The organism is Nocardia pneumoniae NBRC 100136, assembly GCF_000308755.1.
GTDB classification, from domain to species: Bacteria; Actinomycetota; Actinomycetes; order Mycobacteriales; family Mycobacteriaceae; genus Nocardia; species Nocardia pneumoniae.
Genome location: NZ_BAGF01000023.1, coordinates 1 through 15445 on the forward strand (window position 1 = coordinate 1; position 15445 = coordinate 15445).

Here is a 15445-nt window from a genome sequence, read left to right on the forward strand (position 1 = left end):
ATGGGCACAATTGCGGAGCGCTGTCACGATGTGAACGACGGAGGTAGATATGGTTGTCGCGACGCCGCCGACCGCCCCGGCGCCGCTCGATCCCGGCACGCCCGCGCAACCGCGTCGGTGGCGACACCGATTGCCTGCGACAGCCGGTTATCTCGCGGCGCTGATCGCCGTCTCCGCCGTTTTCTCGGTGCTCAGTGAGTCCGCGCAGACGCGAATGGTCTTGCACGCCAGCACGAATCTGCACAACCTGCTCAGCGGCCGCATCGGGACGCTGCTGGCAAGCGCGTTCGTGATCGGCGACGATGTGGGAGCCTGGGTCGTCATCCCATTCCTCGGCGGACTGCTCGCCCTTGCGGAACTGCGTTTCGGCGCAGTGCATTTGGTCGGCGTCTTCCTGGCCGGTCACATCGGCGCCACGCTGCTTGTCGCAGCCGGTTTGTGGTTGGGTGTGGAAGCCGGGTGGGTCCCCGGGAGCGTCCGTTGGGCCGAAGACGTCGGCGTCAGCTACGGGGCCATGGCGCTGGTCGGCGCGCTGGTCGCGGCTGTGCCGCAGCGGTCGCGGATCGCCTGGGCGACAGCGTGGTTCGTCGTCGCCGTCGGGGGCGTCCTGATCGGGCAGACCTTCACCCACGTCGGTCACCTGGTGGCGTTCACCATCGGGACGGCCGCCGGGCTCTGCCTGATTCACGCACGGAACATCGCCCGGCGCCGCCTGACCCGGGTCGAAACCGCGCTGCTCGCCGTGAGCGCGCTTCTCGCGACGATGCTGCTCATGGGCTGACCGCAAGCGTCTCTCGGCGCTCACCTACAGTGCTTGGGTGCGCCTAGTGATTGCTCGCTGCCAGGTCGACTACGTAGGGCGACTCACCGCCCATCTTCCGATGGCCCGCAGGCTACTGCTGATGAAAGCGGACGGCTCGGTGCTCGTGCACTCCGACGGCGGCTCCTACAAGCCGCTGAACTGGATGAGCCCGCCGTGCTGGCTGGAGGAACGCAACGGTGACGCGCAGCTCCCAGACGGAGCGAAGGCGCTGTGGGTCGTCTCCAACAAGGCCGGGGAAGAACTCCGCATCACCATCGAGGACATCGAGCACGACTCCTCGCATGAGCTGGGCGTCGATCCCGGCCTGGTGAAAGACGGAGTGGAAGCCCACCTCCAGGAGCTGCTCGCCGAGCACGTGCAGACGCTCGGCGCGGGCTACACGCTGATCCGCCGCGAATACATGACCGCGATCGGACCGGTGGATCTGCTGTGCCGGGACGCCGACGGCGGCACGGTCGCGGTCGAGATCAAACGACGCGGCGAGATCGACGGCGTCGAACAGCTCACCCGTTATCTGGAGCTGCTCAACCGCGACCCCCTGCTGGCCCCGGTCACCGGCGTCTTCGCGGCCCAGCAGATCAAACCGCAGGCCCGCACGCTCGCCGAGGATCGCGGCATCCGCTGTCTCACCCTCGATTACGATGCCCTGCGCGGCACGGAGAGCAACGAATTCCGCCTGTTCTGAGGCCAGGGGCGTCCAGGCCGCCCGCAGGCGGGTAATAGGCTTGTCGCATGCCCCGCCGGAAACCGCGTTCGGATCGCCACGATGATCGCTCGCGGACTGTTGCGCCGCTCGGAGGCGTCTTCGGGCGGACGGAGTCGGGGCCGGACGGTGACGAGACGTACGTGGTCCGCACGATCCCGGGCAGTCGTGCGATCAAGACCTACCGGTGCCCCGGCTGCGACCACGAAATCGCGCCCGGTGTCGCCCACATCGTCGCCTGGCCCGCTTATGGCGGCGAAGACGACCGCAGGCATTGGCACCGCGGATGCTGGAACAGCCGTCACACACGCAAGATCACCCGGCGCTGGTCCTGACCCGGCGGAAGGCCGGTCCCGCGGTCGCTAGGGAGCTCAGAATCGTCACGGCGTTGATCGCCTGGTGAGCGCGTGGCATGGGATATCCGATCGAGCTGGCCCCCCTGCACCGGACACTCGTTGCCGGTGTTCGGCGCGTCGCGAATGTCGTTGGGGGCGTGGCCGATCCAATGCCCGGAATTAGGGAAGGCCGCCCCGGTGGGGCGGCCTTCGGTGAATTCGGTTGGGGTACTGCTCCAGTCGCCGTGGAGCCCGACGTCAGTTGCTGATGTCGGCGCTCTCGCGCTCGTCCGAGTCGATCTCGTCGTCCTCGGTGGCGACCTCGGGGATCGCCTTCTGGCGCGAGCCGGTGACCGACTTGGTGTTGCCGCCGATCGACTTGCGCTGATCCGGAACACCGTCCAGCAGTTCGCTTTCCCGGTTGACCGCGGCGAGCATCGCGGGCACCGAGTCGAGCTGACCGCGGATACCGAGCAGCTGGGCGAGCACGCGGCCACGCAGCACGCGCATCTCCTCGGCCAGTTCCTTCGCGTGCGCGATCTTGCGCTCGGAGGTCTGGGTGGCCGAGGTGATGAGGCGGTTGGCCTCGTCGGTGGCGTCCTTGATCCGCTGGGCGGCCTCGGCGCGGCTGGTGGCCTCCAGCTCTTCCATGGCGCGGGTGAGCTTGGTGCGACGCTCGGCCATGGTGGCCTCGAAGTCCTGCTGGGCGGCCTTGCGCTTCGCGTCGGCTTCCTTCGCGATGCGGTCGGCCTCGGCCTGGGCGGCCTCGATGATCTTGGCGGACTCGGTGCGTGCGTTCGCGAGGGTCTGCTCGAACTCGATTTCGAGCGCCTCGCGCTTCTCCTTGGTCTCCGCGAGCAGCGACTCGTACTTGCCACGCATCTCGGTGGCCTGCTGCTCGGCGATCGACACCATTTCCGCTGCCTCGGCCTGCGCCAGGGCACGGACCTCGGACGCCTCGTCGGAGGCCAGGCGCAGCATGCGGGAAATGCGGTCGGACATGCCTTCCGCGGTGGTCGGCGGCACCGAGAGTCGGTCGACCTCCTTGCGGAGTTCGTCGATCTCGTCGCGCGCGTCTTCCAGCTGGCTTGCGAGGTTACGTGCTTGTGCCGCAGCGGCATCGCGGTCGGTGGCGGTGACTCTCAGTTCCGCGTCGAAGCGGTCGAAGTAATTACGCACCTCGTCTTGCGCATAACCCTTGCGCACAACGGTGAAGGGCAGTGCAACGAAGCGATTGCGATCGGACTCGGGTGACGACATGGCACACAAACTACAGCCTGAAGACAGCCGATGGTGACTCGACTGCGAATGTCATTCCAACGAGTTTTCTCGACCTGACCTTGATACTAGTGCGTAACATTCGCGTTCGGTTCGACCAACTCGATCAGCACACCGCCAGCATCCTTCGGGTGGATGAAATTGATGCGGGAATCGGCCGTTCCGTGCCGCGGAGCCTCGTACAGCAAACGCAGCCCCTTGGCGCGGAGGTACGCGGAGACGGCGTCGATGTCGGTCACCCGGTAGGCCAGTTGCTGCAAACCCGGGCCGCTGCGGTCGATGAACTTCGCGATGGTGGACTCCGCGTTGAGCGGCGCCAGCAATTGCAGGGCGGTCGCTCGGTCCGGTGCGCCGGGCAGCGACAGCATCGCCTCGTGCACGCCCTGCGACTCGTTCACCTCGCGATGGGTCTCGATCATGCCGAGGTGCTCGGCGTACCAGGCCACCGCGGCGTCCAGGTCGGGCACCGCGATGCCGACGTGGTCGACCGCGGTCACGTAGTCCGCGGGGATGAAAGATGACTGATCCGTAACGGTGCTCACCAGTCGAACGTAGCGCGACCTGGCCCAGGACGCGTGGGGCGGACCCGCTACCGTTGAGTAGGACAACTTGCTCTCGCGCCCGTGGGTAGGCGCGGGCAGATCTACGAATGCGAGGCTCGTCGTGACCACTTCCGTGATCGTCTCCGGTGCGCGTACCCCGGTCGGCCGGCTGCTCGGGGGTCTGAAGGACTTCAGCGGCTCCGATTTGGGCGGTTTCGCCATCAAGGCGGCGCTGGAGAAGGGCGGGGTCGCTCCCGACCAGGTCGACTACGTGATCATGGGTCAGGTGCTCACCGCCGGTGCAGGCCAGATTCCCGCGCGCCAGGCGGCGGCGGCCGCGGGCATTCCGATGGACGTGCCCGCGCTGACGTTGAACAAGGTCTGCCTGTCCGGCATCAACGCGATCGCGCTCGCCGACCAGCTCATCCGGGCAGGCGAGTACGAGATCGTCGTCGCGGGCGGCCAGGAGTCCATGAGCCAGGCGCCGCATCTGCTCGAAAAGAGCCGCGAGGGCTTCAAATACGGCGACGTGACGCTGCGCGACCACATGGCCTACGACGGTCTGCACGACATCTTCACCGATCAGGCGATGGGCGCGCTCACCGAGCAGCGCAACGAGACCGACCGGATCAGCCGCGAGGACCAGGACGCGTTCGCCGCGGCCTCGCACCAGCGTGCGGCGGCGGCGTGGAAGAACGGCGTCTTCGACGACGAGGTCGTCCCGGTCGCGGTACCGCAGCGCAAGGGCGATCCGGTGCTGGTCACCACCGACGAGGGAATCCGCGCGGACACCACCGCGGAATCGCTCGGCAAGTTGCGCCCGGCCTTCAGCAAAAGCGGCACTATCACCGCGGGCACCGCTTCACAGATCTCCGACGGTGCGGCCGCGGTCGTCGTGATGAGCAAGGCGAAGGCGCAGGCACTGGGCCTGAGCTGGATTGCCGAAATCGGCAAGGCTGGCGTTGTCGCGGGTCCGGATTCGACCCTGCAGGACCAGCCCGCCAACGCCATTGCCATGGCGTGCGCCCGCGAGGGCATTGCGCCCGCCGATCTGGACTTGGTGGAGATCAACGAGGCGTTCGCCGCGGTCGGCATCGCCTCCACCCGCAAGCTCGGCATCGACCCGGAGAAGGTGAACGTCAACGGTGGCGCGATCGCCATCGGTCACCCCCTGGGCATGTCGGGCGCGCGCATCGTGCTGCACTTGGCGCTGGAGCTGAAGCGCCGCGGGGGCGGCGTCGGCGCGGCCGCGCTCTGCGGCGGCGGTGGCCAGGGTGACGCGCTGATCGTCCGCGTCTGATCGCGAGCGGGCGATGTCCCGCACTGGATCGTCGACCGATGGCCGTCCCGATCATGGACGGCCATCGCTCGTTTACTGGTCTGCATGGACGTCTCGAGGGGAACCATGTGGGCCACTGAGGACCATCCCCGCAGGCGCGGGGACCACGACTCTCCGGCCGCGCACGCCAAAGCGCTCGGCGGATCATCCCCGCACGCGCGGGAAGCGCTGGTGCGTCGACAACGACTACGACCTGGTGAGCGGATCATCCCCGCACGTGCGGGGAGCGCAACCCCGTTTCGGAGCTGATGTAGCAGGACATGGGATCATCCCCGCACGTGCGGGGAGCACGCTTCTTGATCAGCGGTTATTCTGCCAGATTGGTTGATTTCATTTGGTTTCACGGACGCCACGCGTGCTTGGACGGCGGTGGAATGGTTGGATCCGATGCCGCGTAGTTGAGGGCCTTCGCCGCAGGTAGTGTGCTCCCAGCTGTCGACCGGTGGGACGGGTGGCGGTCGATCGCGCGTGTGTGGACGGGGATGGGCGGGATGTCCAAGTGTGATCAGTTCAACTACGACAGGTCGTAGTGCATCCAGGTCTGTCCGGCACAATGGGGCGCATGGGCAATGTCTTCGACCTGAGCACGGTGGCCAAGCGGTTTCGGTTCATTGCGGTGCTGGAGGCGATCTCCTGGGTTCTGCTGATCATCGGCATGGTGTTCAAGCGGATTCCCGAGCCGGTGATGTGGCCGGTCAAGGTGTTCGGCATGACGCACGGCATCGTGTTCGTGCTGTTCGTGATCACCGCGATCGTGGCGGCGCGTGAGCTGGGCTGGAGTGCCAAGACGACCGTGCTGGCGCTGGTGTCGAGCATTCCGCCGTTCTGCACGGTGCTGTTCGAGGTCTGGGCGGTGCGTTCGGGTCAGCTGGGTGAGCTGAGCGATGGCATTTCGGCCGAGTCCGCGGCGCCCGCGTCGGCCACGTCGTGACAAACTGGAAGCCGTGAATCGACCAGCCGCACGCCGTCCTTCGCCCGCTGTCGCCGCCGCCATGTCCGGCGCGGTCGATCTGTCCAGCCTGAAGCAGCCCGCGAGTGGCGCGGGTGGTGCGGCCGGCGACTACGCGGTGTCGGAGGCCGACTTCGAGACCAAGGTCCTGCGTCGCTCGATGCAGGTGCCCGTGGTGGTGGTGCTGTACTCGCAGCGCAGCCCGGGCAGCGTCGAACTGGTCCGGACGCTGGAGCGTCTGGTGGCCGCCGACGGCGGCACCTGGGACCTGGCCACCGTCGAGGCCGAGGCCAACATGCGCATCGCCCAGGCGCTGCGGGTGCAGGGCATCCCCACGGTGATCGCGATCGCGGCCGGGCAGCCGCTGGCCGACTTCGAAGGCGCGCAGCCCGAGCCGCAGGTCCGGCAGTGGCTCAACGCTGTGGTCGACGCGGTGGCGGGCAAGCTGGAGGGCGGAGCGCCGCAGCAGCCCGCCGAGGACCCGCGTTTCGCGGCGGCCGAGGCGGCCTTGGAACAGGGCGACCTGGCCGGGGCGGAGGCGGCCTACGAGGCCATCCTCGCCGCCGAGCCGGGGAACGAGGAGGCCAAGGGCGCGCTGCGCCAGCTCCGGTTCCTCGCCAGGGCGCAGGAGCTGCCGGCGTCGGCCATCGCCACCGCGGACGCCGACCCGTCCAATGTCGACGCCGCGATCGACGCCGCCGACCTGGAACTGTTCCAGCAGCGACCGGAAGCGGCCTTCGACCGGCTGATCGACGTCGTCAAGCGCACGTCGGGCGACGAGCGCACGAAGGCGCGCACGCGTCTGCTCGAGCTGTTCGAGCTGTTCGACCAAGCCGAGCCGTTCGTCGTGGCGGCGCGCCGCAAACTGGCCGCCGCACTGTACTGAGCCCGATCCACGAGGGTGCCCCGCCCGGAAACCAATGGCCGAGCCGGGGCGGAACTGGGATCATCGGCTGATGCCGCACTGGGTTCACGTTCTTCCCCAATTCCTGCTGGCCTGTCTGATTCTCGCGGCGCTGCCGGGACCGGCGACCGCCTTGTTCCTGCAGCGCTCCGTACGGGACGGACGCACCGCTGGCTTGGCGGCCGTGGCCGGAAACGAAATCGGCGTGCTCGGCTGGACGCTCGCGGGTGGGGCCGGGCTGTCGGTGCTGCTGGTCGCGAATCGGGCGATGCATGCAGCGGTGCACATTGTCGGGGCGCTGGTGTTGATCTGGCTGGGCGTGCAGGCGTGGCGGGGCGCGCGCGGCGGTGGCGAGTTCGGTAGCGCGATGACGAAGATGCTGCCGTCCGGCCGTACGCCCTGCGCCGCCTTCCGCGCGTCGCTGCTGTCGATCGCGGCGAACCCGAAGGCGGCCGTCTTCGGTCTGACGATCCTGCCGCAGTTCCTTCCCGCCAGCGGCCCCGTGCTCCCGACCGTGGTGATCCTGGCGATCATCCAGTTGGTGATCGACACCGCCTGGTGCGTGGGCGTGGTCTTGGCCGCCGACCGCGCGGGCGCCTGGCTGCGCCGGACCGGCATCCGGCAGCGTGTCGAGCGCGCTCTCGCCGCGATTCTGGTCGCCTTGGGTCTCGGGCTTGCCGCCGACGCACGCTGACCCGCCTGCCCTGCTCACACATATCGCGACCGCGTCCCGAATCCGCTCCGGAATGCCCGCTGATCCGGTCCGCGGCGCGGTGTACCGGTAGGTTGGTCCCCGTGACCGGCCGCATCGCTATCGATGACACTGCCCCGTCCATCGCAGGCGGTCGGCCTGCCAAGGCGGTGGTCGGCGAGGTTTTCCCGGTGCGGACGGTGGTGTGGCGAGAAGGCCACGAGGCCGTCGCCGCCACGCTGGTCGTGAAGGCGCCCGGCGCGTCGCGGCCGACGCGTGTCCGCATGACGCCGGACCATGAACCCGACGTGTTCAATGCCGTGTTCACTCCGAACGTTCCCGGCGCGTGGACCTACCGCATCGAAGGGTGGAGCGACCCCATCGCCACCTGGCGGTCGGCGATCGAGGCGAAGCTGGCCGTCGGGCAGAGCGCCGCCGACTTGGCCAACGACCTGGAGCTGGGTGCCCGGCTGTTCGAGCGCGCGGCGCAGGCCGTCCCGAAGAAGCAGTTCGAGCGCTTGCGCGCGGTCGCGGCGGCGCTGCGCAGCGCCGAGCAGCTGCCCGCGCGGGTGGCCCCGGCGTTCACCGAGGAGGTCGCCGACATTCTGCGCGCCACGCCACTGCGCGACCTGGTCACCCGCGGCCCGCAGCACACCGTGCACGTCGAGCGGCAGCGCGCGCTCTACGGCTCGTGGTACGAATTCTTCCCCCGCTCGACCGGGGGCCGCGATGTCACCGGCAAGCCGATCCACGGCACCTTCGCGACCGCTGCCGGACAACTCCCGCGTATCGCCGCCATGGGCTTCGACGTGGTGTACCTGCCGCCGATCCACCCGATCGGCGAGGTGAACCGGAAAGGCCGCAACAACGCGCTCACCGCGGAGCCGGGCGATGTCGGCTCGCCGTGGGCGATCGGTTCGAAGCACGGCGGTCACGATGCCGTGCACCCCGAGTTGGGCACGGAGGCCGATTTCGCCGAGTTCGTCGCGGCGGCGCACCGGCTCGGCTTGGAGGTCGCGCTCGATCTCGCCCTGCAATGCGCGCCGGATCATCCCTGGGTGAAAGCCCATCCGGAATGGTTCACCACCCTGCCCGACGGCAGCATCGCCTACGCCGAGAACCCGCCGAAGAAGTACCAGGACATCTACCCGGTCAACTTCGACAACGACCCCGATGGTCTCTACGCCGAGGTGCTGCGCGTGGTGCGGCACTGGATCGGTCTGGGCGTCAAGATCTTCCGCGTCGACAACCCGCACACCAAGCCCGCCGACTTCTGGGAGTGGCTGATCGCGAACGTGCGCCGCACCGACCCGGACGTGATCTTCCTGTCCGAGGCGTTCACCCGCCCCGCCCGGCTCTACGGGCTGGCGCGGCGCGGATTCAGCCAGTCCTACACGTATTTCACCTGGCGGGTGGCGAAGTGGGAGCTCACCGAGTTCGGCAACGAGCTGGCCGCGAAGGCCGACGAAGCCCGCCCGAACCTGTTCGTGAACACCCCGGACATCCTGCACGAGAGCCTCCAGCACGGCGGCCCCGGCATGTTCGCCATCCGCGCGGTGCTGGCCGCCACCCTCGCGCCCACCTGGGGCGTCTATTCGGGTTTCGAGCTGTTCGAGCATCAGGCGGTGCGTCCTGGCAGCGAGGAGTACCTGGACTCGGAGAAGTATGAGCTGCGTCCGCGCCCGTTCGCCGAGGCGCTGGCGCGCGGGGAATCGCTGGAGCCGTGGCTCACCCGGCTCAACGAGATCCGTCGCGCGCACCCGGCCCTGCAACAGTTGCGCTGCTTGCACTTCCATCACGTGGACAACGACGCGCTGCTTGCCTACTCCAAGATCGACCCGGCCAGCGGCGACGCCGTACTGGTCGTGGTGAACCTGAACCCGTTCGGCGCCGAGTGGGGCATGCTCTCGCTCGATCTGCCCGCGATCGGACGCGAGTGGCACGACCACCCGGTGGTGTACGACGAGGTCAGCGGCGAGGAATACCACTGGGCCCAGACCAATTACGTCCGATTGGATCCCGCCCGCGCGGTCGCGCACATCATCACGTTGCCTCCGGTGTCCCAGCAGGTCCGGACCGAGCTGGCCTATCGAAGGACGCTGCGATGAGGCGACGCGACCTCATGCTGCTCGCGGCGGGCACGCACGCCGACCCGCACACCGTGCTCGGCGCGCATCCCCATCCCGACGGCACGGCCGTGCGGGTGCTGCGCCCGCACGCGGAAACGGTGTCGGTGCGCGTGGGTGGCGTCGACCATGTGCTGAAATCCGTTGGCCACGGCGTGTTCGCCGCTGTGGTGCCGTACCCCGAGCTCATGGACTATCGCGTCGTGACCACCTATCCCGGCGGTCAGACGATCATCAGCGCCGATGGGTACCGATTCCTGCCGACGCTCGGCGAACTCGACCTGCATCTCATCGGTGAGGGCCGTCACGAGCGCCTGTGGGACGTGCTCGGCGCGCATCCGCGCCGGTACACCACGCTGGACGGTGAAGTCGAGGGCACGTCGTTCGCGGTGTGGGCGCCGAACGCGCGCGGCGTCACCGTGATCGGCGATTTCGACGGCTGGAGCGGCAATACCGCGCCGATGCGCTCGCTGGGCTCGTCCGGCGTCTGGGAGGTCTTCGTCCCCGGTGTCGGCCCGGGCACCAAGTACAAATACCGCGTGCACGGCGCCGACGGACGCACCGTCGACCACGCCGACCCGTTGGCCTTCGCCACCGAACCACCCCCGGCAACGGCTTCGGTGGTCACCGAAAGCCACTACACGTGGAACGACGACGCCTGGCTCGGGCGGCGCGCGGCCACCGACCCGACCCGGGCGCCGATGAGCGTCTACGAGGTGCATCTCGGCTCGTGGCGCCCCGGCCTCGGTTATCGGGAACTGGCCGACCAACTCGCCGAATACGTGCAGGCGGCCGGATACACCCACATCGAATTGCTGCCCATCGCCGAGCACCCATTCGGCGGCTCATGGGGGTATCAGGTCACCTCCTACTACGCGCCCACGGCGCGCTTCGGTTCCCCCGACGACTTCCGCGCGTTCGTCGACCGCATGCATGCCGCGGACATCGGGGTACTGCTGGACTGGGTGCCCGCGCACTTTCCCCGCGACGAATGGGCGCTGGCCCGCTTCGACGGCACCCCGCTCTACGAACACGCCGACCCGCGCCGCGGCGAGCAACTCGACTGGGGCACCTACGTCTTCGACTTCGGCAGACGGGAAGTGCGCAACTTCCTGGTCGCCAACGCGCGCTACTGGATCGAGGAATTCCACATCGACGGCCTGCGCGTGGACGCGGTCGCCTCCATGCTGTATCTGGATTACTCCCGCGCGGAAGGCGAGTGGGAACCCAACGTGCACGGTGGCCGGGAGAACCTGGAGGCCGTCGACTTCCTCCAGGACCTCAACGACACCGTGCACCGCAACCACCCCGGCGTGGTCACCATCGCAGAGGAGTCCACCACCTGGCCCGGCGTCACCCGCGGCACCGACGTCGGCGGGCTCGGGTTCACCATGAAGTGGAACATGGGCTGGATGCACGACACCCTCGGGTTCCTCGGCCGCGACCCGGTGCACCGCAGCTGGCACCACAACGAGATGACGTTCTCGCTGATGTATGCCTGGAGCGAGAACTACGTGCTGCCGATCAGCCACGACGAGGTGGTGCACGGCAAGGGCACGCTCTGGACCAGGATGCCGGGTGACGATTTCGCCAAGGCCTGCGGCGTACGGGCGCTGCTGGCCTACATGTGGGCTCATCCCGGCAAGCAATTGCTGTTCATGGGCCAAGACTTCGGCCAGTTTCGCGAGTGGTCGCACGATCGCGGCCTGGACTGGCACGAACTGGACAACCCGCTGCACCAGGGCATCACCGCGCTGGTGCGGGACCTGAACGCGGTCTACCGCGCCTACCCCGCCCTGTGGAGTCAGGACACGACGCCGGGCGGCTACGCATGGATCGAGGCGAACGACCGCGCCAACAACGTGCTGGCGTTCCTGCGCTACGGCTCGGACGGCTCGGTCGTGGCGTGCGTCTACAACTTCTCCGGGTCGATGCACGAGGCCTACCGTGTCGGCCTGCCGCACGCGGGCCGCTGGCTGGAACTGCTCAACACCGACGCGGTGCACTACGGCGGCTCCGGTATCGGCAACCTCGGCGAGGTGACGGCCGCCGAGGAGCCCTGGCACGACCGGCCCGCCTCGGCCACGGTCACACTCGCGCCGAACAGCGCGGTCTGGCTGCGGCCCGCCTGACGATCAGGTCGACGTGGCCGCGCGCCAGCCGCTCGACGCGGGTTGCCCGAGCGTGGTGCGGAGTGCGCGAGCGCCGCGTGGCCGCATTCGCCTCGCTCGCGCCGCACCGCTGCTGTGCGCTTACGGCATGACCAGGCAGGCGATGCCGAGGCTGATGCCGTTGCCGACGGTCAGTGTCGGTGTGCTGACGGCGGTGGCCGTTCCTGGTGTCGTCGGCATTCCCGGCGTCGTGGCGGTTCCTTGGGTGGCGGAGATCGTGTGCTGCCCGGTCGCGGTGGGCGTCCAGGTCGTGGTCGCCTGGTTGCCGGTCACCTGCGCGGGATTCGGCGAGAAAGTTCCGGCGGCGCTGTCGGTGAACGTGACCGGGTCGGAAGATGAAGCACTGTCCATCATGGCCGTCACGCGGTATTGGCAGTCGGTTCCATAGTTCGCGAAACCGAAGGACATCCCTTGGGCGGCGTTGACCGACGTGACCGCGGCCCCGGCGTTAGGTGCGACGAGCACCAGGGCGGTCGCGATGGCTCCGATCCCGGTGATGCCTACTCCAGCCCGCGACAAATGGCGTTTGCGGGCGCGATACGGGTGTGCTGTCGTCCACATCTTGATCACTCCCGGACTGATTCGGTTGATGCGGCCGGATGGTCCGCACAGCTTCAGGGTTTGCCCCGCGGTCCTGGGTTCACAACCGAGCGCGGGTCTCGATCGGGTAGCGGGATGTCTCCTGTCGCGACGATCTCCCCAACTCCGGGTGGGCGGCGTTTGCGGTAAAGCCGCCGGTGAGCGTTACGTGCCCGTTCCGTGACGGTAGAGATGGTTATCCGGCTTCCGGTGAGTGGCGGTGACTGCCGTGCATCGGGCGAAACGCGCAGGTCGGAGGTCATTCGGGCAGTACCTCGGCACGGCGTGGCCGCTCGGTCCCGTGTAGGTTCTTCCCAATGAAGGCATTGCGTCGTTTCACCGTCCGTGCCCATCTGCCCGAGCGTTTGGCGGCCCTCGGCGAGCTCGCCACCAACCTGCGCTGGTCGTGGCATCCGCCGACGCAGGACCTGTTCGCCGCGTTGGATCCGCTGCGGTGGCAGGACATGGGGCATGACCCGGTCCGGATGCTGGGCGAGGTGCCCGCGGCGCGGTTGGACGAGCTGGCCGCCGACCCGGATTACGTCGCGCGGGTGGACGCCGCGGCCGCTGACCTGCGCGATTACCTCGCGGCGCCGGGCTGGTTCCAGCGCCGTGCCGGGGAGGAGGGAGTGCGCGGCATCGCCTACTTCTCGATGGAGTTCGGCGTTACGGAGGTGCTGCCGAACTACTCGGGTGGGCTGGGGATCCTGGCCGGTGATCACCTGAAGGCCGCATCCGATCTGGGATTGCCGCTGATCGGCGTCGGACTGCTGTACCGCTCGGGGTACTTCCGGCAGTCGTTGTCCGCGGACGGCTGGCAGGCCGAGCACTATCCGGCGCTGGACCCGCAGGGCCTTCCGCTGCGCGCGCTCACCTCGGGCGGTTCGCCGGTGCTGATTCACGTGGCCATGCCCGAGGGCAGGGTGTTGCGGGCCCGGGTGTGGATCGCCCAGGTCGGCCGGGTGCCGCTGCTGCTGCTCGACTCGGACATCGCCGAGAACGATCCGGAACTGCGCGCGGTCACCGACCGCCTCTACGGCGGCGACCAGGAACATCGGATCCGGCAGGAGATCCTGGCCGGTATCGGCGGCGTCCGCGCGATACGCGCCTACACGGCGGTGGAAGGATTGCCCGATCCCGATGTCTTCCATATGAACGAAGGCCACGCGGGCTTCCTCGGCGTGGAGCGCATCCGGGAATTCGTCGCCGCTGGAAGGGATTTCGACTCCGCTCTGGCCGCGGTGCGCGCGGGCACGGTGTTCACCACGCACACCCCGGTCCCGGCGGGGATCGATCGGTTTCCGATGCCCATGGTGCGCCGCTACTTCGGTGGCGCGCACGGCGAATCCGAATCCGCGCTGCTGCCCGGCCTTTCCGTGGACCGGATCGTGGCGCTCGGACGAGAATCCGACCCCTCGGTCTTCAACATGGCGCACATGGGTCTGCGACTGGCGCAGCGCGCCAACGGCGTCTCGAAGCTGCACGGCGAGGTCAGCCGGTCCATGTTCGCCTCGCTGTGGCCGGGATTCGACTCCGCGGAGGTGCCGATCGGGTCGGTCACCAACGGCGTGCACGCCACCACCTGGGCCGCGCGGGAATGGGTGGACAAGGCGCGCGAGCACATCGGCGCCGAGCTGGTCGAGGAGGCACGCGGCTGGGAACGGCTGCGGGATGTGGATCTCACCGAGCTGTGGTCGACGCGCAACACCTTGCGCGGCATCCTGGTCGAGGAAGTGCGCCGCCGGTTGCGCGCGTCCTGGCTGGAGCGCGGGGCGGCGGAAGCCGAGCTCGGCTGGATCAACGGGGTTTTCGATCCGAACGTGCTGACCGTCGGTTTCGCGCGGCGGGTGCCGACCTACAAGCGCCTCACCCTGATGCTGCGCGACCCGCAGCGATTGCGCGCTCTGCTGCTGGACCCGCGCCGTCCGATGCAGATGGTGGTCGCGGGCAAGAGCCACCCGGCCGACGACGGCGGAAAGGCGCTCATCCAGCAGGTGGTCCGCTTCGCCGACGATCCCGAAGTGCGGCACCGGATCGTCTTCCTGCCCGACTACGACATGTCGATGGCTCGCTTCCTGTACTGGGGTTGCGACGTCTGGCTGAACAACCCGCTGCGCCCGCTGGAGGCCTGCGGCACCTCCGGTATGAAGTCCGCGTTGAACGGCGGGCTCAACCTGTCCATCCGGGACGGCTGGTGGGACGAGATGTACGACGGCGAGAACGGCTGGGCCATCCCCACCGCGGACGGCGTCCGCGACGAGCAACGCCGCGACGACCTGGAGGCCGCCGCGCTCTACGACCTGTTCGAGCGCACCGTCGCGCCGCGCTTCTACGATCGCGACGCCTCGGGCATGCCGGTGCGCTGGGTCGAGATGGTCCGGCACACCCTGCAGACCCTGGGACCGAAGGTGCTGGCCTCGCGGATGGTCCGCGACTACGCGGTGGAGTACTACGCCCCCGCGGCCGCGGCCTACCAGCGGGCGACGGCCGACGATTTCGCGGTCGCGCGCGCGGTCGCCGAGTACCGCCACCGGGTGGAGTCGGCGTGGCCGTCGGTCAAGGTGATCCAGGTGGACAGCGCGGGACTGCCGGATACGCCGGTCATCGGGGCGCGGTTGTCGTTGACCGCGCGCGTGGAGCTCGGCGGGTTGAGCGTCTCGGACGTGGTGGTGCAGGCAGTGCTGGGACGGGTGTCCGCCACCGATGATCTCTCCGACATCACCACGGTCCCGATGACCCACAGCGGGTCCGACTCCGGGGTGGAGCTGTTCACCGTCGACACCCCGGTCCCGCTGTCCGGCGCGGTCGGCTACACGGTGCGCGTGCTGCCGCACAACGACCTGCTGGCCTCCGACGCGGAGTTCGGCCTGGTGTCCGCGCCGAGCGCGTAGCTCTCGCCGCTGCTTCTCGTGGCGTTCATCACGGAAGCGCCGTCGGTGTCCGCCGCGAGTTGCCGGAGGCAGTGAATCGTCGGCTACCGTGCCCTGATCCCCTTTTCGTTCCGC

The 15445-nt window shown here is 68.6% G+C and carries 13 protein-coding genes; 10 read left to right on the top strand and 3 right to left on the bottom strand.

What is annotated here, in order from left to right; translation table 11 throughout:
- Positions 1–49: 49 nt before the first annotated feature.
- The 3 genes from ON34_RS05490 to ON34_RS36990 are packed head-to-tail and all read left to right on the top strand — an operon-like array spanning position 50 to position 1861.
- Positions 50–781 (top strand): rhomboid-like protein, encoded by a 732-nt coding sequence (locus ON34_RS05490; RefSeq protein WP_051022172.1) that lies wholly within the window; start codon positions 50–52, stop codon positions 779–781.
- Positions 782–818: 37 nt separating this feature from the next.
- Positions 819–1508: an endonuclease NucS gene (gene nucS / locus ON34_RS05495; protein ID WP_040775077.1), complete on the top strand. Its 690-nt coding sequence runs from the start codon at positions 819–821 to the stop codon at positions 1506–1508.
- A gap of 47 nt (positions 1509–1555) precedes the next feature.
- Positions 1556–1861 (top strand): Rv1322 family protein, encoded by a 306-nt coding sequence (locus tag ON34_RS36990; RefSeq protein ID WP_040775080.1) that lies wholly within the window; start codon positions 1556–1558, stop codon positions 1859–1861.
- A 258-nt stretch (positions 1862–2119) separates the two neighbouring features.
- Here the strand turns inward: ON34_RS36990 and ON34_RS05505 are convergent, their stop codons facing one another.
- Both ON34_RS05505 and mce read right to left on the bottom strand, forming a co-directional pair.
- Entirely contained in the window at positions 2120–3121 is a 1002-nt protein-coding gene (locus ON34_RS05505; RefSeq protein ID WP_040775082.1) for a coiled-coil domain-containing protein, read from the bottom strand.
- 86 nt (positions 3122–3207) lie between these two features.
- Positions 3208–3681 carry a methylmalonyl-CoA epimerase gene (mce, locus tag ON34_RS05510; protein ID WP_040775084.1) on the bottom strand — a complete coding sequence of 158 codons (474 nt, stop codon included), beginning with the start codon at positions 3679–3681 and terminating at the stop codon, positions 3208–3210.
- 121 nt (positions 3682–3802) lie between these two features.
- Between mce and ON34_RS05515 the strand changes: the two genes are divergently transcribed.
- The 6 genes from ON34_RS05515 (at position 3803) to glgB (ending at position 11822) form a co-directional block, all read left to right on the top strand.
- Positions 3803–4981, top strand: coding sequence for an acetyl-CoA C-acetyltransferase (locus ON34_RS05515; RefSeq protein WP_040775086.1), 1179 nt, complete (start codon positions 3803–3805; stop codon positions 4979–4981).
- Between the two features lie 601 nt (positions 4982–5582).
- Complete coding sequence (locus tag ON34_RS05520) at positions 5583–5951, top strand: DUF3817 domain-containing protein (RefSeq protein ID WP_373291863.1); 369 nt, start codon at positions 5583–5585, stop codon at positions 5949–5951.
- A gap of 61 nt (positions 5952–6012) precedes the next feature.
- A complete protein-coding gene (locus ON34_RS05525; RefSeq protein ID WP_040775092.1) occupies positions 6013–6855 on the top strand; it encodes a tetratricopeptide repeat protein in 843 nt (280 codons plus the stop codon).
- 70 nt (positions 6856–6925) lie between these two features.
- Entirely contained in the window at positions 6926–7567 is a 642-nt protein-coding gene (locus tag ON34_RS05530; RefSeq protein ID WP_040775341.1) for a LysE family translocator, read from the top strand.
- A 101-nt stretch (positions 7568–7668) separates the two neighbouring features.
- Positions 7669–9672: an alpha-1,4-glucan--maltose-1-phosphate maltosyltransferase gene (locus tag ON34_RS05535; RefSeq protein WP_040775094.1), complete on the top strand. Its 2004-nt coding sequence runs from the start codon at positions 7669–7671 to the stop codon at positions 9670–9672.
- A complete protein-coding gene (glgB, locus tag ON34_RS05540; RefSeq protein WP_040775097.1) occupies positions 9669–11822 on the top strand; it encodes a 1,4-alpha-glucan branching protein GlgB in 2154 nt (717 codons plus the stop codon). The genes ON34_RS05535 and glgB overlap by 4 nt, the downstream gene beginning before the upstream one ends.
- Before the next feature lie 120 nt (positions 11823–11942).
- Here the strand turns inward: glgB and ON34_RS05545 are convergent, their stop codons facing one another.
- The gene (locus ON34_RS05545; protein WP_157172181.1) at positions 11943–12422 is read right to left on the bottom strand and encodes a hypothetical protein; all 480 of its coding nucleotides are present in this window, start codon (positions 12420–12422) and stop codon (positions 11943–11945) included.
- A 335-nt stretch (positions 12423–12757) separates the two neighbouring features.
- Between ON34_RS05545 and glgP the strand changes: the two genes are divergently transcribed.
- Positions 12758–15331 carry an alpha-glucan family phosphorylase gene (glgP, locus tag ON34_RS05550; protein WP_040775102.1) on the top strand — a complete coding sequence of 858 codons (2574 nt, stop codon included), beginning with the start codon at positions 12758–12760 and terminating at the stop codon, positions 15329–15331.
- Positions 15332–15445: the final 114 nt, after the last annotated feature.